Source organism: Chengkuizengella marina (assembly GCF_009910845.1).
Classification (GTDB): Bacteria; Bacillota; Bacilli; order Paenibacillales; family KCTC-33759; genus Chengkuizengella; species Chengkuizengella marina.
In genome coordinates, this window is the sequence record NZ_SIJB01000012.1 from 123,975 (window position 1) to 143,186 (window position 19,212).

Sequence of the window (19,212 nt, forward strand, 5' to 3'; positions counted from 1 at the left end):
AAGAAAAAGGAGAGTGTAAAGGATGAAGCTTGGTGTTTTTTCAGTATTATTTGCACAAAAATCACTTGAAGAAACTTTAGACATTATTCAAGCTAAGGGGCTTGAAGCAATTGAAATAGGTTCTGGTGGATATCCTGGGAAGGCTCATTGTGATCCTGATGTTTTGCTAAAAGATGAACAAAAATTGAATGATTTTAAACAACTTGTTTCTTCCAGAGGGATAGAAATTTCAGCTTTAAGTGTTCATGGTAATACACTTCATCCACAAAAAGACATTGCTAAAGGCTATCATAATGATCTAATTAGAACAATTGATTTAGCTCATAAATTGAAAGTCCCAGTAGTCAATACATTTTCAGGTTGTCCTGGTGATCATGAGGGTGCTAAATATCCTAATTGGCCCGTAGCACCGTGGCCAAATGATTTTCAAGAAATTTTGAAATGGCAATGGGAAGAAAAGATCATACCTTATTGGACAGAAATAGGTCAATATGCGAGTGATTGGAATGTGAAAATTGGTTTAGAACTTCATGGCGGATTTTCAGTTCACACTCCTGCAACGTTGCTTCGATTAAGAGAAGCTGTGGGTGAAGTGATTGGAGCGAACTTAGATCCAAGTCATATGTGGTGGCAAGGTATAGATCCAGTGGAATCTATAAAAATATTAGGGAAAAATAATGCGATACATCATTTTCATGCAAAAGATACAACAATAGATCAAAATAATGTAAACCGATATGGATTAACAGATATGCAATCTTACTCAAACATGCTTGATCGAGCTTGGCAATTTAGAACAGTTGGATTTGGACATGATCTAAAAACATGGTCAGACATTATAAGCACATTACGTTTAGTTGGTTATGATTATGTAGTGAGCATTGAACACGAAGATGGTTTAATGTCTATTGATGAAGGCTTTAGTAAAGCCGTTATGAATTTACAGCAAGTATTATTAAAAGAACCTTTAGGTGATATGTGGTGGGTGTAAAAAAACAAGTCATTATAGAGATGGCATCACAATTTGCAAAAGATATGTTGGGAAATGATGCAAGTGGGCATGATTGGTGGCATGTTCATAGAGTTACAGAATTATCGAAAAGAATAGCGGAAGATGAAGGTGCGGATGTGTTTATCTGCACCTTGGCTGCTTTGCTGCATGATATAGCGGATGAAAAATTAAATGAATCCGAAGAATTAGGATTGAAAAAAGTGAAGGATTGGTTACAACTTCAATCAGTAGAAGGTGATACTATCATTCACGTGATGGAGATCATCTCAACCATGTCCTTTAAGGGTGGGAGTCGACCCCCAATGACTACTTTGGAAGGAAAAGTAGTACAAGATGCTGATCGGTTAGATGCGATTGGAGCAATAGGAATTGCCAGAACCTTTGCTTACTCTGGAGCTAAAGGAAGCATTATGCATGATCCTAATGTGAAGCCTAGGACAAACATAAATCAAACAAATTATCGTGAAAAGAAAGCAACCCCTATTAATCATTTTTATGAGAAATTGTTTAAGTTAAAAGATTTAATGAATACAAAAACAGCTAGGACCATAGCAGAAGAGCGTCATCAGTTTATGGAAGAATACCTACAGAGGTTTCATCTAGAGTGGAATGGAGATAAATAGAAAGAAAAAAACTGTCAAAAAAATTGACAGTTTTTTTTATTTAGTTTCAATATCTATTTAGAAATCTGATTATCACTTTCTTCCACATTCGTATTCCCCTTTGCTCCCCACCAAAATCCTAAAAATAAACAAACAGCCACAACTAGAGGTGGTGCATATGTGATTAAAAATTGATCCATTTTGATCATCCTTTCTTAAATGTCAGGAAATTATGACTTTCCATTTAAATTTTGTTTAGGAAAACCGCCAGTTTATGGATGAACTGGTGCCGACGTTTACCACATAGAGGTGGTATGCATTTAGACGGCCTTCCTTAAGCATCACTTTTTATGAATTTTTATTTCCTTGAACGTATTTTATATCGAATAAGAATAAACGCATTAATAAATATAATGAAGGAACTAACAATAACAAACCAAGAATAAATACAGTCACAAGTGCAATGGCCATCGTTTCATTTGTGAAATGTTCATGAATATTAATATAAGGATATAAAATATAAGGTAAATGAGAAGCTCCATACCCAAAAAATGCAAATGCAAATTGGAACATCACAAAAACGAAAGCCCAGCCTAATTTTACTCTCTTCCAAACAAAATATACGGCAACTAAAAAACAAAGAAAAGAAATAACAAACATCCAAGACAAATCAACCATTCTTTCAAAATGTTCAACATTATGATTACGAATGGAGAAAAAAACGAGTAAACTTGCAACAATGGTTGGGAGACTCCAGGCAAGTGCATATTTACGGACAATTTCAAATGCTTTATGGTCTTTTGCTTTATAAGCGTAATAAGTTAAAAACATAGAGGAAATGTATAATACACTAATTAATGCTAAACCAACAACTGTCCAAGCATAAGGACTTGTAAAAAGTGCCATATATTGAAATTGTACTTCTCCATTGATGACTTTAATAAAGCCGCCTTCAGATATAATTAGTACTGTAGATAAAGCAGCAGGGATCAGCCAACCACTTGCTCCATATAGAAACAAATAAAATCGGTTATTTTTTGTGCCATACGTACTAAATGCATAATACGAACCACGAATGGCTAATAATATGACAGCAATACTTCCTGGTATAAGCAAAGATGTGCCATAATAATAAGCTGTGTCTGGAAAGAAGCCAATTAATCCGACCATGAAAAAGATTAGAAAGACGTTTGTCACTTCCCATACGGGAGAAAGGTATCTTTCAATCATGGGTTGAATTAATTGTTTGTTGCCTGTGATTTCACTATAGTAACTGAAAAAACCAGCACCAAAATCAATGGAAGCAACAATTAAATAACCATAAAGGAAAATCCAAAGTACGGTAATTCCTAATAGTTCATAACTCATTACACATTTCCTCCCCTCGAAGCGATTTCTTCTTCAGCAGGATAATTCTTGAACATTTTTCGAATCACTTTGACACATGTAAAAGCTAATATAATATATAAAATAGTGAAGACTAAAAGCATGGTATCTACATGTCCTGAAGTGGTAGCTGCATCTGTTGTTTTCATATAACCTCGTAAAATCCAAGGTTGTCTCCCTACTTCTGCAAAAATCCAACCAAATTCAATCGCTAACATGGCGAGTGGTCCACCCAAAACAATTAGTCTTAATAATCCTTTGTTATGAACATTCCATTTTCCTAATCTTTGTCCCACTACGTAAGTTAAAGCAATGAGCATCAGAGTAACTCCAATTATTGCCATAAGATCAAACATATAATGTATCCATAAAGGGGGTATTTCATCCTTTGGAAGATCATTGATTCCTATCACTTCAGCATTTGGAGAACCATGAGCCAGAATACTTAAAGCAAGTGGTATTTTGAGTCCATATTTAATTTCATTATTCTCTGTAAGAATTCCACCAATGACGAGTGGGGCTTGATCTGTTGTTTCAAAATGCCACTCCGCTGCGGCTAATTTTTCAGGTTGATATTCAGCTAAATATTTACCAGATAAATCGCCAATAATAGCTGTACCTATGGAAAAGATAAGCGCAGATACCATCGTTAATTTAAGTGCTTTTTTATAATAAACATGTTTTCTTCCTCGCAGTAAGGATATTGCTGCAATACCAGCCAAAACAAAGGCAGATGTTAAATAAGCAGATATAAGAACGTGTGCTACTTTTGTAGGTGTAGCTGGATTAAACATAGCTACAAGTGGTTGTACATTTATGATTTTTCCAGTTAAAGCATCAACATCAAACCCTTGTGGAGCATTCATAAATGCATTTACAATTGTAATGAAAAAAGCAGAAGCAGATGACCCAATGACAACTGGAATTAACAAATAAAAGTGTGTCATTCTGTTTTTGAAACGATCCCAAGTATATAAATAGATACCTAAAAAGATAGCTTCAAAGAAAAAAGCAAAAGTTTCCATAAATAAAGGTAGTGCAATAGATTGACCTGCTACTTGCATGAACTTTGGCCACAATAAACTAAGTTGCAATCCGATAGCAGTCCCTGTTACAACTCCAACTGCAACTGTAATTGTGAAACCTCTAGCCCAGCGACGAGCAAGTAATAAATAATGTGGATCATTTCGTTTAATCCCTATCCATTCAGCTAATGCAATCATGACAGGAACACCAACACCTATGGTGGCAAAAATAATATGGAATGCCAATGTTAAAGAAGTTAATAATCTACTAAAAATGACGGGGTCATATACTGATAACATAAAATCACTCCTTTACTAGTACAATGTTTCATTGAGAACAATCTAATTACAATCTATTGTTTTATCAATGAGCAGATTTATATTTAGAAGAAACGGCTAATAATTGATAGTGACATGATAATGGCTACTACAATACATAAAATAATTAATTTTTTTTCTTGTTTATGAGATTTATTTATATTTGTTTTGTTGTTGTCCATTTGTTTTCACCCTATTCTTAAAAGTTTTATTTTATAACATAAATGGAAAGAAGAAATTAAATTTTAAGTTTAAAACTATTTTTATCATAACGTTGAAAATATAATAAATAACGGTTAAGTATATTTTACGACATAATATGTGAAATAAATCACATAATTGTGATCAACATATGAACGAAATATTACAAAATTGAGTACTAAGGTCAACAGACTTATACCATAACATACTTTCGTAATGAAGTAGACAGTAAGATACTATTTTGATAGTTTTCATCTTTTTATTACAAAAATACCTTTTTTTGGACAAAATAATTATAATAGGATCGATTTTTTACCTCATTTTGTAGTAATATATCAGATTTGATGTTAATTTGACTTTAAAATTTACACTCCTTTTACAAAACTATTAAATAGCGAAAACAATCTCCTAGTAATATATCCATTGTGAGAGACAAAAATAAATTACACTATTCAAATTTAAGGAGTGGTCAGACTTGTTTAATTCTTGGTTACGCAAGGGGTCAATTATTTTAGCAGCATTTGTATTGTTATTTTCATTAGCAGCATGTGGTACTGAATCAAAGGAAACACCAACAACTGAGGGTGCCAAAGAACAAGAAGGATCTTCAATGGAATTATCTGGTGAAATTAATATTGATGGATCTTCTACAGTGTTCCCAATTTCTCAAGCAGTAGCTGAAGAATTTATGGCTTTATACAATGATGTAAATGTAACAGTTAACTTATCTGGAAGTTCTAATGGTTTTAAAGCATTAATCGCTGGTGAAATTGAAATTGCTGACGCATCTCGTCAAATTAAGGATAAAGAAGTTGATGCTTTAAAAGCTGAGGGAAAAGAAGCAGTAGAAATGCCAGTGGCATTTGATGGAATTACAGTCGTTATCAACCCTGAAAATGATTGGGCTACTGAAATGACAGTGGATGAATTAAAACAGATTTGGGAAGGTGGAAGTACAGTAACGAAGTGGAGCGATGTTCGAGCAGAATGGCCAAATGAACCTATTAAATTATATGGTCCAGGACCTGCTTCAGGAACTTTTGAATACTTTACAGGAGCAATTAATGGCACTAAAAATGAATCTCGAAAAGACTATACACCTTCTGAAGATGACAATGTATTAGTTACAGGTGTATCTAGAGATAAATATGCAATGGGGTACTTTGGATTCTCTTATTATGTAGAAAACCAAAACAAATTAGCTGCAGTATCTATTAAAGTTGATGAAAGTGCGGTAGCAGTTGCTCCATCAGTAGAGACAATCAAAGATGGAACATATAAACCTTTATCTCGTCCAATTTATATTTATCCTGTAAAAAGTTCACTAAGTCAACCTGAAATACAAGAATTTCTTAAATATTATATGAGTGAAGAAGGGCAAGCATTAGCTGAGGAAGTAGGATATGTAGCATTACCAGCAGAAATGTACGAAGAAAATTTAAGCATGCTTCCTTAATTTTATAATTATTATTTCTTAAGTTGTTGATTTATCTACTATGTACTTATATTTATATGAAAGCCGTGGCGTATCTTAAAATTGAATTTAGGATATGTCACGGTTATGAATTTTTTTAGAAATTTGATTAGGGGGAAGTCACGCATATGGCAAGAATGAAGCAATTTAAACTAGGAAAAGAACACAACAGCTTTATGCAAAAGAAAAAAGGGAACAATTCATTAGATCGTTTGATGCCCATTATTTTGGCTATCATTGCAGGAATATCTGTTTTAACAACCATTGGAATCGTCGTCATACTAATTACAGAATCAGCTGGATTTTTCCAGGCTGTTTCAATCATTGAATTTTTAACGGGCACGGAATGGACGCCATTATTTGCAGATCCCAAATTTGGTATTCTACCTTTAATAATGGGTACGTTTATGATTACATTAGTTGCGAGTATTGTTGCATTACCTATAGGATTTGGCAGTGCCATTTATTTAAGTGAATACGCACCTAAGAAAGTTAGAAATTTTTTAAAACCGATTTTAGAAATTTTAGCAGGAATTCCGACCATTGTTTATGGATTTTTTGCTTTAACATTTATAACTCCAATTATTAAATTAGTCATACCTCAAACGGATTTATTTAATGCACTAAGTGCAGGTATTGTAGTTGGTATTATGATTATTCCGATGATATCTTCTTTAAGTGAAGATGCAATGAATGCAGTTCCGAATTCATTACGTTATGCAGCCTATGCCATGGGTTCTACTAAGTTAGAAGTTGCATTAAAAGTAGTTGTACCTGCTGCATTTTCCGGTATAGTTGCTTCCTTCGTATTAGGGCTTTCTAGAGCCATTGGGGAAACGATGATTGTTACGTTAGCGGCTGGTGCTTTACCGAATATAGATTTTGATTTTTTAAAAAGCATACAAACTATGACAGCCTACATTGTAACAACAAGTCAAGGTGATACTGCTTATGGAAGTGTTGAATATAGAACGATATATGCTGTTGGTATTACTTTGTTTGTCATTACATTGCTTATGAATATACTTGCAGGGTATATTTCAAGGAAGTTTAGGGAGGAATACGAATGAAGCAATTAGATGCTGAGAGACAAATGAGAAGACGAAAAAGAAAAAATACCATTTTTCATGCTTTATTTTTATCCTCTACATTGTTTGGTGTTATAGCACTTGGAATGTTATTGATACAAATTCTATCTGACGGACTTGGATGGTTAAATTGGGAATTCCTTACCAATAACGCATCTAGAAAAGCGGAGAAATCTGGTATTAAAGCAGCGATCGCTGGTACGCTTTGGATGATGAGTATTACAGCACCTTTAAGTTTTATTATTGGGGTTTCAACAGCCATTTATTTAGAGGAATATGCTAAAAAAAATTGGTTTAATCGTTTTATTCAAACGAATATTGCCAATTTGGCAGGGGTTCCATCTATTGTATATGGATTATTAGGTTTAACTATTTTTGTGAGAGTTTTTGGATTTGGTAAAAGTGTACTTGCAGGTTCCTTGACCATGACACTTCTTATTTTACCTATCATCATTGTTGCATCACAGGAAGCAATTAAAGCCATACCAGTAACGCAAAGAAATGCTTCTTTTGCATTAGGTGCAAATCGTTGGCAAACCATCATTCGTGTGGTACTACCTTCAGCTTTGCCTGGGATAATGACAGGTTCAATTTTATCATTTTCAAGAGCAGTTGGTGAAACGGCACCGCTTATTGTTGTTGGAGCAGTGGCTTATATTACCACATTACCTAGTGGAGTGTTTGACAAGTTTACGGTCATGCCAATTCAAATATATACTTGGGCAAATTTACCTCAAGAAGAATTTCATCATGTTGCAGCTGCAGGTATTATCGTGTTGTTATTCATGTTATTAAGCATGAATGCAATAGCTATCTTTTTAAGAAATAAGTATCAAAAGAAAAACTAGGGGGAACTGTTCATGTCAATCGTACAAATAAAAGACCTTGACTTATACTATGGAGAATTTCACGCATTAAAAAATGTGTCTATGAATATAAATGAAAAATCAATTACTGCATTTATCGGTCCATCAGGCTGTGGGAAATCAACACTGCTTAGAACGTTGAACCGTATGAATGATATGATTGATTCAGTAAAGATTTCTGGAGCAGTGTCTATCAATGGGACTAATATTTATAATCCAACTGTGAATGTAGAGTTATTAAGAAAAGAAATCGGTATGGTGTTTCAACAACCTAATCCTTTCCCAAAATCAATCTATGAAAATGTTGCTTACGGCCCTAAAATTCATGGGATACGCAATAAAAAAGAGTTAGATGAAATTGTGGAAAATAGTTTGCGTGGAGCTGCTCTTTGGGACGAGGTAAAAGATGACTTAAAAAAATCTGCTTATGGTTTATCAGGGGGACAACAGCAACGTTTGTGTATTGCACGTGCATTAGCAATCAATCCTAGAATTTTATTAATGGATGAACCAACATCAGCTTTAGATCCAATCTCAACATTGAAAATAGAAGAATTAATTCAAGAGCTTAAAGAAGACTACACGATCATCATCGTTACGCATAATATGCAACAAGCTGCAAGAGTATCAGATCAAACGGCATTTTTCTTAAATGGAGAAGTCATTGAGTTTTCTGATACATCAATGCTGTTCTCAAATCCTTCAGAGAAGAAAACAGAAGATTATATCACAGGTCGATTTGGATAAAAAAGAAGGAAAATAGGTGTGGTAAATCAAAATATGTATATAGGAGGGATATTAATGTTAGCAAACCGACAACAATTTGATTCAGAATTACAACAATTGAGACAAGTATTAATTGACATGGGGGACTTAGTAAAAATAGCAATATTGGAATCCGTAAATTCCCTTAAAGAATGTGATCTAGAATTAGCTAAAAAAGTTATTGATTCCGATAAAGAAGTTAATAAGTTGGAAGAAAAAGTTGACGATATAGGATCCCGTTTAATTGCTACACAACAACCAGTCGCTTCAGATTTAAGGAGGATTTTAATTGCGTTTAAAATGGCTGCTGATTTGGAGAGAATGGCTGACCTAGCGGTTGATATTGCAAAGGTTACAGTAAGAAACGGTAAGCAGCAATTTATTAAACCACTCGTTGATATTCCTAGAATGGCAGAAGTAGTGCAATTGATGACGAATGATAGTATTACAGCTTATATAGAAGAAAACGTTGACTTGTCTTACAAAATGGCAAAAATGGATGATGAAGTGGATCAATTGCATAGTGAAATTTTACGTGAATTATTTGTAATGATGGCTGATGATCCTAAAAATGTAAATCAAGTATTAAATTTATGCTTTGTAAGCCGATATTTAGAACGTATGGCTGATCACGCCACAAATATTGGAGAAAGTGTCGTGTACTTAGTCAAAGGAACGCGTCCAGATTTAAATTAGAATATAAATAAAAGAAAAGCATAAAGCAACAGTTGTAAACTTGCTTTATGCTTTTTTGAATCTAGGAATTCCATTATTGAATATACATCACTTTTTTAATCCAACTAAGCTTCTTTTCTGCAAGTTCACCTTTTTTGATATTCTTATATTTCAAATACAGAAACTAATTGCTTTAAACTTTGGATATAAGTCACGCCATTTTTGTCAGCTCTTCGACGACTTCCCTTTCTTGGTTTTCTCACAATCCATATGGCATCCATTCCTATATCTAAAGCACCACACACATCATTTTTCCAGGAATTCCCTACCATTACACTTTGTTCAGGACTCAAATCCATTTTTTTAAGCGCATTTTTAAAAATAGTTGGGTGTGGTTTATGATGACCAAACATTTTAGAGGTGAATACTCTGTCTTCAGGAATATATTCTTTAATGTTGAGATGATCATAATCATTTTTTCTTCCATTACTAATGATGGCTAATTTATATTTATTAGATAAAGTTGCTAAGGGCGGTAAAACATCTGGAAATAATTGAACGTTCCTAGGTCTGTTTTCCTGAATGGTGTTAAAAAAATGCTCTGAAAAACTTAAATTTACATCTAAGGGGTACGGTTTTAAAGCTTGCTGTAAACAATGGTGCTGCAACTTGTTCCTAGGTAAATAGTATTTTCTCTTATCTTGTTTTGCATTCTTGAGTTCTTTCATATAGTTTGTATACACCTTTTTTGGTTCCCAGTTATTTGCATCCGGATCCCATCGAGAGGTAAACTCGTCGAGTGCTTCCAAAAAGCTAACCTTAAAAGACCTGTGGTGATCAATGAGAGTATTGTTCAAATCGAAAAAAATCACTTTCTTATTTTTAGGTGAGAAGGATCTATTCATTTTTATCGCCCCTAATTACCCGTTTATTTTACATTATGCTATGATAGTAATAAAAATGAGGAGAGCTCGCGATGGATAAGTTAATTTTAATTGATGGGAACAGTATCGCAAATCGCGCTTTTTATGCATTACCTTTGCTTAACAACTCAAAAGGGATGCATACCAATGCAGTTTACGGCGTGACAACGATGTTGCTTCGTTTAATAGAGGAAGAAAAACCTACACATTTTTTAGTTGCTTTTGATGCTGGTAAAGTAACATTTAGACATAAAGAATACAAAGAATATAAAGGTGGGAGAGCTAAAACACCTCCGGAGCTTTCTGAACAGTTCCCACTGATGAAGGAATTACTTCAAGCATTTAATATTAATCAATTTGAACTGGAAGGTTATGAAGCTGATGATATTATTGGTACAATGACGAAATTAGCTGAGGAAAACAACAAACAAGTCCTTGTAGTTACTGGAGATAAGGATTTACTTCAGCTTGCTTCAAATAACGTAACCATTGCACTAACTAGAAAAGGAATCAGTGAAGTAGATCGTTTTGATCCAGATAAAATAAGAGAAAAATATAATTTAACTCCCCTACAAATTATAGATATGAAGGGATTAATGGGGGATTCTTCAGACAATATCCCGGGTATTCCTGGTGTAGGTGAGAAAACCGCATTAAAACTACTTCATCAATATGGCAGTGTAGAGGAAGTACTTGCACATTCGGATGAATTAAAAGGCAAAATGAAGGAAAAAGTTCAATTGAATGCAGATCAGGCAAAAATGAGCAAAGAATTGGCCACAATTTATAGAGAAGTACCATTAGAAAAATCAATTGAGCAACTTCAATTTGATGGTTTTGATCAAGAGGCTGTCATTACAATGTTTGAAAAGTTAGAGTTTAAGTCTCTATTAGAAAAGATGGATGGATCGGACGGATTAAATAACCAACAAGAGCAAGAAGAAATTAATTATCAAATTGTGGACCAACAAAATGTTTCATTAATCGTAGACAAGCTTCCAGCTATTAAATCGATTCATTTTGAAATTATTGGTGAAAATCCCCATCAAGCAGAAGTTTTAGGTTTGTCATTGTATGCTGATAACCAGTCCTATTATGTGCCTTTTGAGCTCTTACAATCTGAAGAGGCCACTGCATTAAGAGAATGGTTAGCTGACGAAAAACATGAAAAGTGGATATATGATTATCATAAAACAAAAGTCGCATTGTTTTGGCACGATATTGAGATAAAAGGAGTTTCCTTCGATATTTATTTAACAGCTTATTTGTTGGATCCAACAGAAACTAAAAACCATACAATTAGTGGATTATCACTAAAATATGGACTATCGGCAATGAAGAATGACGATAGCTTTTATGGAAAAGGAGCAAAGTTCCAAGTTCCAGAGTTATCAACTTTAAGTGAATTTCTGTGCCGTAAAGTTTTACTTATTCAAAAACTTACTCCGCTAATGAAAGCGAATCTAGAAGAAAATGAATTAGTTGAATTATTTTATAATATGGAACTACCAGTTGCAGAAGTATTAGCACATATGGAAATACAAGGTGTGAAAATTGATACCAATGGTCTAAAAATACATGGTGAGGAAATTCAAATTAAATTAGATAAAATTATAAAACAAATCTATACTTTAGCGGGAACTGAATTTAACATTAATTCACCAAAGCAATTAGGAGAAATTTTATTTGATAAACTTCAGCTTCCAGTTATCAAAAAGACAAAAACAGGATATTCTACGGATGCTGAAGTACTTGAAAAGCTTGCTAGTGAACATGAGGTTGTCTCAAAAATATTAGAATATCGTCAACTAGCTAAGCTGCAATCTACTTATATTGAAGGATTGCTCAAGGAAGTACGTCAAGACACACAAAAGGTTCATACGTACTTTAGACAAACAATTGCCGCTACAGGAAGATTAAGCAGTCAATTTCCAAATCTACAGAATATCCCAATACGCTTAGAGGAAGGACGTAAAATTAGAAAAGTGTTTGTCCCTTCTCAAGAAAATTCATACATGTTGGCAGCGGATTATTCGCAAATTGAATTGCGTATCTTAGCACATATATCTGGAGATGAAAGACTGATTGACGCTTTTCAGAATAATATGGATATCCATACAAAAACAGCAATGGATGTTTTTGGAGTACGGGAAGAAGAAGTTGACGCTAACAAAAGAAGACAAGCGAAAGCAGTTAACTTTGGAATCGTATATGGGATTAGTGATTATGGATTATCCCAAAATTTAAACATTACCCGTAAAGAAGCAGCCCAATTTATAAAACAATATTTTGCTGTATTTAAAGGTGTAAAGCAATTTATGGATAGTATTAAACAACAAGCAAAACAAAATGGATACGTGACTACTTTGCTGCAGCGAAGACGATACTTACCAGAAATTAATTCTAGGAATTTTAATTTAAGATCATTTGCAGAAAGAACAGCTTTAAATACACCTATTCAAGGAAGTAATGCAGATATCATAAAACTGGCTATGATTCGAATTGAAAATCGTATTCAAGAAGAAAATTTAAAAAGTAAAATGTTACTTCAGGTCCATGATGAATTAGTTTTTGAAGTACCAGAAGCAGAATTAGAGATTATGAATAACCTTGTTCCTGATATCATGGAGTCAATTATTGCTTTAAAAGTGCCTCTTAAAGTAGATATTAGCTATGGTAAAAATTGGTTTGAAGCAAAGTAGAGACAAGTTACATTGAATCATGTAATCTAGCTTTGGAGGTGAGTCATTTATGCCGGAATTACCGGAAGTTGAAACAGTCAAAAGAACATTAAGTCAATTAATTATAAATAAAACAATCGACTATGTAACGGTTCATTTACCAAGAATTATTCAAAGACCTGATGATGTAGTACAGTTTTGTGCTTTACTAGAAAATCAAACTTTTAAGAAAGTGGAGAGAAGAGGGAAATTTCTGCGATTCATTCTAGATGATCTTATTCTCTTATCCCATTTAAGAATGGAAGGTCGATATGGATTGTTTCAAAAGGGCGATCAAGTAGAAAAGCATACCCATGTGACTTTTCACTTCAAAGATGATACTGAGTTGCGTTATAAAGATGTTCGTCAATTTGGTACGATGCATTTATTTGAACCAGGTGAGGAGTTTTTAAAACCTCCTTTACACAAACTTGGATTAGAACCACTAGAAGCAAATTTTACTTTTGATGTTTTTAAAGAGAAGCTTAAAAATAGAAAAACAAAAATAAAACCATTATTATTAAACCAAGAAGTAGTAGTAGGTCTCGGAAACATTTATGTAGATGAAGCGCTGTTTTTAGCTGGAATCCATCCAGAACATACGGTAGATCAATTGAAAGATTCAATACTTAAAAAACTGTATGACGCCATTATTATTACTTTGCAAAATGCTGTTGATGCTGGAGGTTCATCCATTAAATCTTATGTCAATGGACAGGGTGAGATGGGGATGTTTCAGCAACAATTAAAAATTTATGGTCGTAAATCAGAACCCTGTTACAATTGTGGAACTTTAGTAGAAAGAATTGTAGTTGGAGGCAGAGGCACTCACTTTTGTCCAAATTGTCAGCTTGTAAACTAGTCATGCACCTATTTTTTCTCCACTCCATATGATGTGAGAGGAGGGGATGATTACATGATTACTGCTATATCCATGTTAATTCTTGCATTAGCAGTTAGCTTAGATGGTTTTGGAGTAGGAATTATGTATGGTTTAAGAAAAATCAAAATTCCTCTAATCTCCATAATTATAATTGCGATTTGCTCCGGTGTCATCATATTTATTTCAATGCAAATGGGTGTTTTATTGTTAAAGTTTTTGCCTCCTTTTCTCGCAAAAATTATAGGTTCAATGATCCTTGTCTCTATAGGGATATGGGCAATTATTCAAATGAAAATTCAAAGGAAAAATGATAATGAGCGGGAGCCTGTCACCGTTGTTTCAGATGAGAAAAAAACAATTGTTCACATTGAATTAAAAAGAATAGGTTTAGTTATTGAAATATTAAAAAAACCTGTAAAAGCGGATGTAGATCGTTCAGGAGTTATTTCAGCTAGTGAAGCAGCATTTTTAGGTATAGCTTTGTCTTTAGATGCTTTTGGAGCGGGTATTGGAGCTGCCCTGATCGGTTTTTCTCCACTGCTAACATCTATAGTCATTGCATTTTCATCCGGTTGTTTTATTTTATTAGGATTGCGCACTGGATATATTTTTTCTGAAACAAGATGGATTCGTAGACTTACTGTGTTACCTGGTATTATACTAATAGTAATGGGACTAATAAAGCTACTCTAAAATACGCCAAGCCAAATAAAAACTACAAAAATGAACAATAACGCTAACGGAGAATATTCTGAATAAAATCATGATAAAAGGTGACTAAACAATGAACGTGGGATTAACAGGTGGCATAGCTACTGGAAAAAGCACAGTATCAAATATGTTAGTTGAGCGAGGAGCTCGATTAATAGATGCGGATGTTATTGCCAGGGAAGTTGTTCTCCCTGGTCATCCTGTTTTGAAAGAAGTTGCGGAACATTTTGGACAAGATATATTGTTAGAGGATGGGTCTTTAAATCGTGCTCAATTAGGAGAAATCATTTTTAATGATCCATCTGCTCGTAAAGATCTTGAAGGTTTGTTACACCCACAAATTCGTTCATTAATGAAAGAGAGAATGGCTCAATATGAAATGGAAGAGCCAGAGCGTTTAGTAGTTGTAGATATACCATTATTATTTGAATCAAATCTCCAGGAACTTTTTTCTTCTGTTGTTTTAGTTTATGTACCGGAGTCCATCCAATTGGAACGATTAATGAACCGAAATCAGCTTAGTTTAGAGGAAGCGAAAAAAAGAATAGAAGCTCAAATGCCAATTGAAAATAAAAAAAAGTTAGCTGATTTTATTATTGATAATAGTAAAAGTATAGAGCATACAGAAAAACAAGTGGAACAATTTTGGGAGGATATATTTATGAAATGAATATCATTATAAAAAAACGTTATTTTCTTATTTTATTTTTATTATTTATTGCCATTTTATTTTATAACACAAACTGGTTAGGAAAATTAATTTATCCAATAAAATATAAAGAAGAGATTCAAGTTGTCTCAAATGATTACAATATAGATCCATTTTTTGTGGCAGCTATTATTCGAGTAGAGAGTAATTATAAATCAGATAAAGTTTCTTCAAAAAATGCAATGGGTGTTATGCAAATTATGCCTGAAACAGCAGATTGGATCATTCAAATGGCAAGTTCACCAAATCTAAGTAAGGATAAAATGTTAGATGTTCGGGTGAATATTCAGATGGGTGTATGGTATCTGAATGCTTTATACATAGAATTTAAACCATATTTAAATAACAAACCTATAAGAGATCAAATTTCTTTATTATGTGCTGCATATAATGCTGGTCCAGGAAATGTGAAAAAATGGTTGAATGAAGAAGAAACATGGGATGGAAGCTATAACAATATTGAACAAATTCCTTTTGGAGAAACAAGGCATTACATTACAAGAACTATATATTATTATGAAAAGTATAAAAAAATATATGGTCCTTCATTAAATGTTGAAAAAACTTATGAAAAGTAAAAGTGCCAAACTGTATAATGACAGTTTGACACCTTAATAATTAAAGTTAAATTACTGATAATTTTGATGGCCAGCTAATTGCTGTTCTGCCATTTGAACTAAACGACGAGTAATGTTACCACCAATACTACCTGTGTCACGAGTGGCCATGTTACCATAGTAACCATCCTGAGGAATAGCAATTCCTAATTCTTGAGCAACTTCATACTTCATTTGATCTAAAGCTGCATTAGCTTGAGGTACAACAAGTTGATTACTTGAACGATTTTGTCCTTGTGCCATAATCATATCACCTCCTTGTCGTTTGTAGTTCTATTATGTGACGATTATCTTATATTCATAACAGGAAACGTATACCAATTACTAAGAAGAGCCTTTTTCTTTAGTAATATGTTTAAAAAATTGCTCTATAATGGGCTTTTTATGATTAAGTATAAATAATATAGGAGGAAAAGTTGATGAGATGTCCTTACTGTAATAATGATGGGGCGAAAGTATTGGATTCAAGACCAGCCAATGAGAATAAATCAATTAGACGACGTAGAGAATGTGAGCAATGCCATAAAAGGTTTACTACGTTTGAAATGGTTGAAGAAACCCCTTTAATTGTTATTAAAAAAGATGGAAGCAGAGAAGAGTTTATGAGGGATAAGATATTAAGAGGGCTTATAAGAGCATGTGAAAAAAGACCTGTATCCGTTGAACGATTAGAAAAGATCGTTTCAGAGGTAGAGCAGGAGTTGAGAAATACAGCCCACACAGAGGTAAAAAGTATAGAAATTGGAGAACTAGTTATGGAACAATTACACCCTGTTGATGAAGTAGCTTATGTTCGTTTTGCATCAGTTTATAGACAATTTAAAGATATCAATATGTTTATGAAGGAACTAAATCATCTCCTCCATAAAAGTCCTTTACATATCGATAAAAATGAATAGCTATCTAAAAAGAAATTGCTTGCAGAAAAAAGACCATAAAGCTATAATTAGTGGAGTTGTTGCAGTATGGGGCCATAGCTCAGCTGGGAGAGCGCTACGCTGGCAGCGTAGAGGTCAGGGGTTCGATCCCCCTTGGCTCCACCATATAATAATCGCGGAATCCTTTGATATAAAAGGTTTTTTTTAATACAATGAAATTTTACTAAGATTCTCAAAATAGCTATTAGACTATTTTGACAACGAATTGACAACCTTTAGTAAGCTAAAGTGTGTTAGATGACATAGAATAAAACGATTTTCCAAATTGTTCTGCTGTATCTTTCTGCATATTGGGTAAGATATGACTATAGGTATCTAATGTAATTCTGATGTTTGCATGACCAAGTCGTTCAGAAACGATTTTTGGGTGGACATCTTGTTTTAATAATAAAGAGGCATGAGTATGCCTTAGGTCATGGAATGAAATTCTTGGAACATTTGATTTTTTGATTATACTTGCCATTGATCGGAGTAGATTTCTTGGATTAACTGGCGTTCCAATATTAGATGGAATAACTAAATCCATATCTTTATAAAGAGGTCCTGCTTTTAATCTTTCTGTATTTAGAAAATTCTTTTTGTAGTTTTCTAACTTTTTGGAAGTATTCTTATCAATAGAAATTAATCGATTACCTGCACTTGTTTTAGTTTGCGTATTAAAGTTTTTACCATCGTGTGTAAGAGTTTGACGAACTGAAATATAATTGTTTTCAAGGTCGACATCTTTCCATCTTAAACCTAATATTTCTCCTTGTCTCATTCCAGTAGTGAGAGCTAATAAAAAAGCCATATAATATCGACTTGTTTCTTCTGCGTTTTTTAGGAATACTTGTGTTTCGGAATTGTCCCATATTAATATTTCTTTTTTATCGACTTTAGGTCTGTCAACCAACGAAGCAACATTTTTGGAAAGATAGCCCCATTTGGTAGCAGTTTTCAAAGCAGTTTTTAAAACGGTATGGATATCTAGAATAGTACGATTTGACAGATCTTTTTCTAAAGATAGATGTTTAAAAAAATGTTCAATATGTAACGCTTTAATTTTTGATAATTGTTTTCTACCTAAAAACGGCTTAATATGTAACCTTGTATGGCTTGAATCTCGTGCATATGTGACTGATTTAACTCTCCCCTCTCTTGCTTTTATCCAGAGATCCATGAATTCATTGAGTGTAATTTCTTTTTCAACCATTTCACCTTGTTCATATTCAGTAATTAATGCTGCACATGCCTTTTCAGCTTCTCTTTTTGTCTTAAATCCACTTCGAGTAATTTGTCGCCTTTTTCCGTCAGGGTCTTTACCTGGAGAAACAGAAAATGACCATGTTGCCCTACAAGTACATTTCTTTTTTTTATCGCATTTACACCCACGCTTACGGTATGAACCTTTCATAGTTTGTTTCCTCCCTTAATAATATTAATCATTATTATTTTGCCTCAAAGCAGTCCTTAGAAAAGCTATAGCAAGTTTAGCTTGTTCTTCACTTAAAGTTTTTCCATCGAGTGTTAACGAGTATTTATCAAGTAGAGAATTATCATTCAACTCTAAGGACTCAGTGAAATCTCTCTCGTTATCTATAGGTAGAGGATTGTTTGTTTTTCCAAGTAAATAGTCAGTGGAAGTATTTAAAATATCAGCTAATTTGGAAAGTACATCACTAGGTGGAATTGTTCTATTAGCTTCATAATTGGCAAAATTAGGTCTTTTCATATCTAATCTCTGTGCCAACTCTTCCTGTGTAAATCCTTTCTTTACTCGTCTTTCTTTAATTCTTTGACCCAACATAACAAATTCCTCCAAATATTTTTTTAAAAAAACTATTTTATGTATTGCGTTTTTTAAAACAACGTGGTATCATTTAGAAAAACATCATAGAAAGGAGGTGTACTTGTTGAAAGAAAAAGATAACATCAAAACTGTACCTCGCCCTCTGTTCAAAACATTAAGAAAGGAACGAGGAAGTCAAAGATTTGTTTCGATTGAATTAGATATAGCTGAATCATATCTAAGGCATCTTGAAAATGGTTATTGTGATCCTAGTCCTAAATTAATGTTCAAAATTGCAGATTATTTTCAATGCAGTGTCTATGACTTGTTCCCGGATTTGGCTGACCTTAAAAATTGGTCAAATAATGCTTAATATGTTTATTTACTGATCTAAGAACATTATACAACGTTGCTTAAAACAACGCAAGTAATAATTATAGTTTTTTTAATTATGCTTATTTTGTTATTCATTTTAGGTTGTTTTAAACAACTATTACTGTTATTTATAGTAACGAAGAAAGGAGGTGGAAT

21 protein-coding genes and 1 tRNA gene are annotated in these 19,212 nt (G+C 33.4%); 15 read left to right on the forward strand and 7 right to left on the reverse strand.

The window, feature by feature from the left end:
* The first annotated feature begins 22 nt into the window (after positions 1-22).
* On the forward strand, positions 23-991 hold the full coding sequence (locus ERL59_RS04935) for a sugar phosphate isomerase/epimerase family protein (protein ID WP_160645073.1): 969 nt from the start codon (positions 23-25) through the stop codon (positions 989-991).
* A complete protein-coding gene (locus tag ERL59_RS04940; protein ID WP_328699904.1) occupies positions 982-1,635 on the forward strand; it encodes an HD domain-containing protein in 654 nt (217 codons plus the stop codon). The genes ERL59_RS04935 and ERL59_RS04940 overlap by 10 nt, the downstream gene beginning before the upstream one ends.
* 53 nt (positions 1,636-1,688) lie before the next feature.
* Here ERL59_RS04940 and cydS read toward each other — a convergent pair whose 3' ends face one another.
* The 3 genes from cydS to ERL59_RS04950 all read right to left on the reverse strand — a co-directional run bounded on the left by cydS (position 1,689) and on the right by ERL59_RS04950 (position 4,325).
* Positions 1,689-1,814 carry a cytochrome bd oxidase small subunit CydS gene (gene cydS, locus ERL59_RS21265; RefSeq protein ID WP_268894493.1) on the reverse strand — a complete coding sequence of 42 codons (126 nt, stop codon included), beginning with the start codon at positions 1,812-1,814 and terminating at the stop codon, positions 1,689-1,691.
* A 148-nt stretch (positions 1,815-1,962) separates the two neighbouring features.
* On the reverse strand, positions 1,963-2,982 hold the full coding sequence (locus ERL59_RS04945; RefSeq protein ID WP_160645074.1) for a cytochrome d ubiquinol oxidase subunit II: 1,020 nt from the start codon (positions 2,980-2,982) through the stop codon (positions 1,963-1,965).
* On the reverse strand, positions 2,982-4,325 hold the full coding sequence (locus tag ERL59_RS04950; RefSeq protein ID WP_160645075.1) for a cytochrome ubiquinol oxidase subunit I: 1,344 nt from the start codon (positions 4,323-4,325) through the stop codon (positions 2,982-2,984). Before ERL59_RS04950 ends, ERL59_RS04945 begins: the two co-directional genes overlap by 1 nt.
* Positions 4,326-5,019: 694 nt before the next feature.
* Between ERL59_RS04950 and ERL59_RS04955 the strand changes: the two genes are divergently transcribed.
* From ERL59_RS04955 to phoU, 5 genes are all read left to right on the forward strand, one after another.
* Positions 5,020-6,000, forward strand: a complete 981-nt coding sequence (locus ERL59_RS04955; RefSeq protein WP_160645076.1) for a PstS family phosphate ABC transporter substrate-binding protein — start codon at positions 5,020-5,022, stop codon at positions 5,998-6,000.
* Between the two features lie 194 nt (positions 6,001-6,194).
* The gene (gene pstC, locus ERL59_RS04960) at positions 6,195-7,088 is read left to right on the forward strand and encodes a phosphate ABC transporter permease subunit PstC (protein WP_235929798.1); all 894 of its coding nucleotides are present in this window, start codon (positions 6,195-6,197) and stop codon (positions 7,086-7,088) included.
* Positions 7,085-7,954, forward strand: a complete 870-nt coding sequence (gene pstA / locus ERL59_RS04965; protein ID WP_160645077.1) for a phosphate ABC transporter permease PstA — start codon at positions 7,085-7,087, stop codon at positions 7,952-7,954. The genes pstC and pstA overlap by 4 nt, the downstream gene beginning before the upstream one ends.
* A 12-nt stretch (positions 7,955-7,966) precedes the next feature.
* Positions 7,967-8,719 carry a phosphate ABC transporter ATP-binding protein PstB gene (gene pstB, locus ERL59_RS04970; protein ID WP_160645078.1) on the forward strand — a complete coding sequence of 251 codons (753 nt, stop codon included), beginning with the start codon at positions 7,967-7,969 and terminating at the stop codon, positions 8,717-8,719.
* A 54-nt stretch (positions 8,720-8,773) separates the two neighbouring features.
* A complete protein-coding gene (phoU, locus tag ERL59_RS04975) occupies positions 8,774-9,433 on the forward strand; it encodes a phosphate signaling complex protein PhoU (protein WP_160645079.1) in 660 nt (219 codons plus the stop codon).
* Positions 9,434-9,576: 143 nt separating this feature from the next.
* On the opposite strand, the gene ERL59_RS04980 is transcribed toward phoU, so the two are convergent.
* Positions 9,577-10,317, reverse strand: coding sequence for an HAD family hydrolase (locus ERL59_RS04980; RefSeq protein WP_160645080.1), 741 nt, complete (start codon positions 10,315-10,317; stop codon positions 9,577-9,579).
* Between the two features lie 71 nt (positions 10,318-10,388).
* Here ERL59_RS04980 and polA point away from each other — a divergent pair, with 71 nt between their 5' ends.
* The 5 genes from polA to ERL59_RS05005 all read left to right on the forward strand — a co-directional run bounded on the left by polA (position 10,389) and on the right by ERL59_RS05005 (position 15,936).
* Entirely contained in the window at positions 10,389-13,037 is a 2,649-nt protein-coding gene (polA, locus tag ERL59_RS04985; RefSeq protein ID WP_160645081.1) for a DNA polymerase I, read from the forward strand.
* Between the two features lie 49 nt (positions 13,038-13,086).
* Positions 13,087-13,917 carry a DNA-formamidopyrimidine glycosylase gene (mutM, locus tag ERL59_RS04990; RefSeq protein WP_160645082.1) on the forward strand — a complete coding sequence of 277 codons (831 nt, stop codon included), beginning with the start codon at positions 13,087-13,089 and terminating at the stop codon, positions 13,915-13,917.
* A gap of 54 nt (positions 13,918-13,971) precedes the next feature.
* Complete coding sequence (gene ytaF / locus ERL59_RS04995) at positions 13,972-14,631, forward strand: sporulation membrane protein YtaF (protein ID WP_160645083.1); 660 nt, start codon at positions 13,972-13,974, stop codon at positions 14,629-14,631.
* 91 nt (positions 14,632-14,722) lie between these two features.
* Positions 14,723-15,319 carry a dephospho-CoA kinase gene (gene coaE, locus ERL59_RS05000; protein ID WP_160645084.1) on the forward strand — a complete coding sequence of 199 codons (597 nt, stop codon included), beginning with the start codon at positions 14,723-14,725 and terminating at the stop codon, positions 15,317-15,319.
* The gene (locus tag ERL59_RS05005; RefSeq protein ID WP_160645085.1) at positions 15,316-15,936 is read left to right on the forward strand and encodes a lytic transglycosylase domain-containing protein; all 621 of its coding nucleotides are present in this window, start codon (positions 15,316-15,318) and stop codon (positions 15,934-15,936) included. Before coaE ends, ERL59_RS05005 begins: the two co-directional genes overlap by 4 nt.
* Before the next feature lie 51 nt (positions 15,937-15,987).
* Here ERL59_RS05005 and ERL59_RS05010 read toward each other — a convergent pair whose 3' ends face one another.
* Positions 15,988-16,218: an alpha/beta-type small acid-soluble spore protein gene (locus ERL59_RS05010; RefSeq protein ID WP_160645086.1), complete on the reverse strand. Its 231-nt coding sequence runs from the start codon at positions 16,216-16,218 to the stop codon at positions 15,988-15,990.
* A gap of 176 nt (positions 16,219-16,394) precedes the next feature.
* Here ERL59_RS05010 and nrdR point away from each other — a divergent pair, with 176 nt between their 5' ends.
* Both nrdR and ERL59_RS05020 read left to right on the forward strand, forming a co-directional pair.
* Positions 16,395-16,874: a transcriptional regulator NrdR gene (nrdR, locus tag ERL59_RS05015; RefSeq protein ID WP_160645087.1), complete on the forward strand. Its 480-nt coding sequence runs from the start codon at positions 16,395-16,397 to the stop codon at positions 16,872-16,874.
* 68 nt (positions 16,875-16,942) lie between these two features.
* A tRNA-Ala gene (locus ERL59_RS05020) sits at positions 16,943-17,018 on the forward strand.
* Between the two features lie 118 nt (positions 17,019-17,136).
* Here the strand turns inward: ERL59_RS05020 and ERL59_RS05025 are convergent.
* Entirely contained in the window at positions 17,137-18,306 is a 1,170-nt protein-coding gene (locus tag ERL59_RS05025; RefSeq protein WP_160645088.1) for a site-specific integrase, read from the reverse strand.
* Between the two features lie 24 nt (positions 18,307-18,330).
* Positions 18,331-18,699 carry a helix-turn-helix domain-containing protein gene (locus ERL59_RS05030; RefSeq protein WP_160645089.1) on the reverse strand — a complete coding sequence of 123 codons (369 nt, stop codon included), beginning with the start codon at positions 18,697-18,699 and terminating at the stop codon, positions 18,331-18,333.
* A gap of 106 nt (positions 18,700-18,805) precedes the next feature.
* Here ERL59_RS05030 and ERL59_RS05035 point away from each other — a divergent pair, with 106 nt between their 5' ends.
* On the forward strand, positions 18,806-19,054 hold the full coding sequence (locus tag ERL59_RS05035) for a helix-turn-helix transcriptional regulator (RefSeq protein ID WP_160645090.1): 249 nt from the start codon (positions 18,806-18,808) through the stop codon (positions 19,052-19,054).
* Positions 19,055-19,212 lie beyond the last annotated feature (158 nt).

Bases quoted from the DNA above. Each gene is read 5' to 3' on its own strand.
- ERL59_RS04935 (WP_160645073.1), top strand. From the start codon at position 23: ATGAAGCTTGGTGTTTTTTCAGTATTATTTGCACAAAAATCACTTGAA.
- cydS (WP_268894493.1), bottom strand. From the start codon at position 1,814: ATGGATCAATTTTTAATCACATATGCACCACCTCTAGTTGTGGCTGTT.
- ERL59_RS04945 (WP_160645074.1), bottom strand. From the start codon at position 2,982: ATGAGTTATGAACTATTAGGAATTACCGTACTTTGGATTTTCCTTTAT.
- ERL59_RS04950 (WP_160645075.1), bottom strand. From the start codon at position 4,325: ATGTTATCAGTATATGACCCCGTCATTTTTAGTAGATTATTAACTTCT.
- pstC (WP_235929798.1), top strand. From the start codon at position 6,195: ATGCAAAAGAAAAAAGGGAACAATTCATTAGATCGTTTGATGCCCATT.
- pstA (WP_160645077.1), top strand. From the start codon at position 7,085: ATGAAGCAATTAGATGCTGAGAGACAAATGAGAAGACGAAAAAGAAAA.
- pstB (WP_160645078.1), top strand. From the start codon at position 7,967: ATGTCAATCGTACAAATAAAAGACCTTGACTTATACTATGGAGAATTT.
- phoU (WP_160645079.1), top strand. From the start codon at position 8,774: ATGTTAGCAAACCGACAACAATTTGATTCAGAATTACAACAATTGAGA.
- ERL59_RS04980 (WP_160645080.1), bottom strand. From the start codon at position 10,317: ATGAATAGATCCTTCTCACCTAAAAATAAGAAAGTGATTTTTTTCGAT.
- polA (WP_160645081.1), top strand. From the start codon at position 10,389: ATGGATAAGTTAATTTTAATTGATGGGAACAGTATCGCAAATCGCGCT.
- mutM (WP_160645082.1), top strand. From the start codon at position 13,087: ATGCCGGAATTACCGGAAGTTGAAACAGTCAAAAGAACATTAAGTCAA.
- ytaF (WP_160645083.1), top strand. From the start codon at position 13,972: ATGATTACTGCTATATCCATGTTAATTCTTGCATTAGCAGTTAGCTTA.
- coaE (WP_160645084.1), top strand. From the start codon at position 14,723: ATGAACGTGGGATTAACAGGTGGCATAGCTACTGGAAAAAGCACAGTA.
- ERL59_RS05005 (WP_160645085.1), top strand. From the start codon at position 15,316: ATGAATATCATTATAAAAAAACGTTATTTTCTTATTTTATTTTTATTA.
- ERL59_RS05010 (WP_160645086.1), bottom strand. From the start codon at position 16,218: ATGGCACAAGGACAAAATCGTTCAAGTAATCAACTTGTTGTACCTCAA.
- nrdR (WP_160645087.1), top strand. From the start codon at position 16,395: ATGAGATGTCCTTACTGTAATAATGATGGGGCGAAAGTATTGGATTCA.
- ERL59_RS05025 (WP_160645088.1), bottom strand. From the start codon at position 18,306: ATGAAAGGTTCATACCGTAAGCGTGGGTGTAAATGCGATAAAAAAAAG.
- ERL59_RS05030 (WP_160645089.1), bottom strand. From the start codon at position 18,699: ATGTTGGGTCAAAGAATTAAAGAAAGACGAGTAAAGAAAGGATTTACA.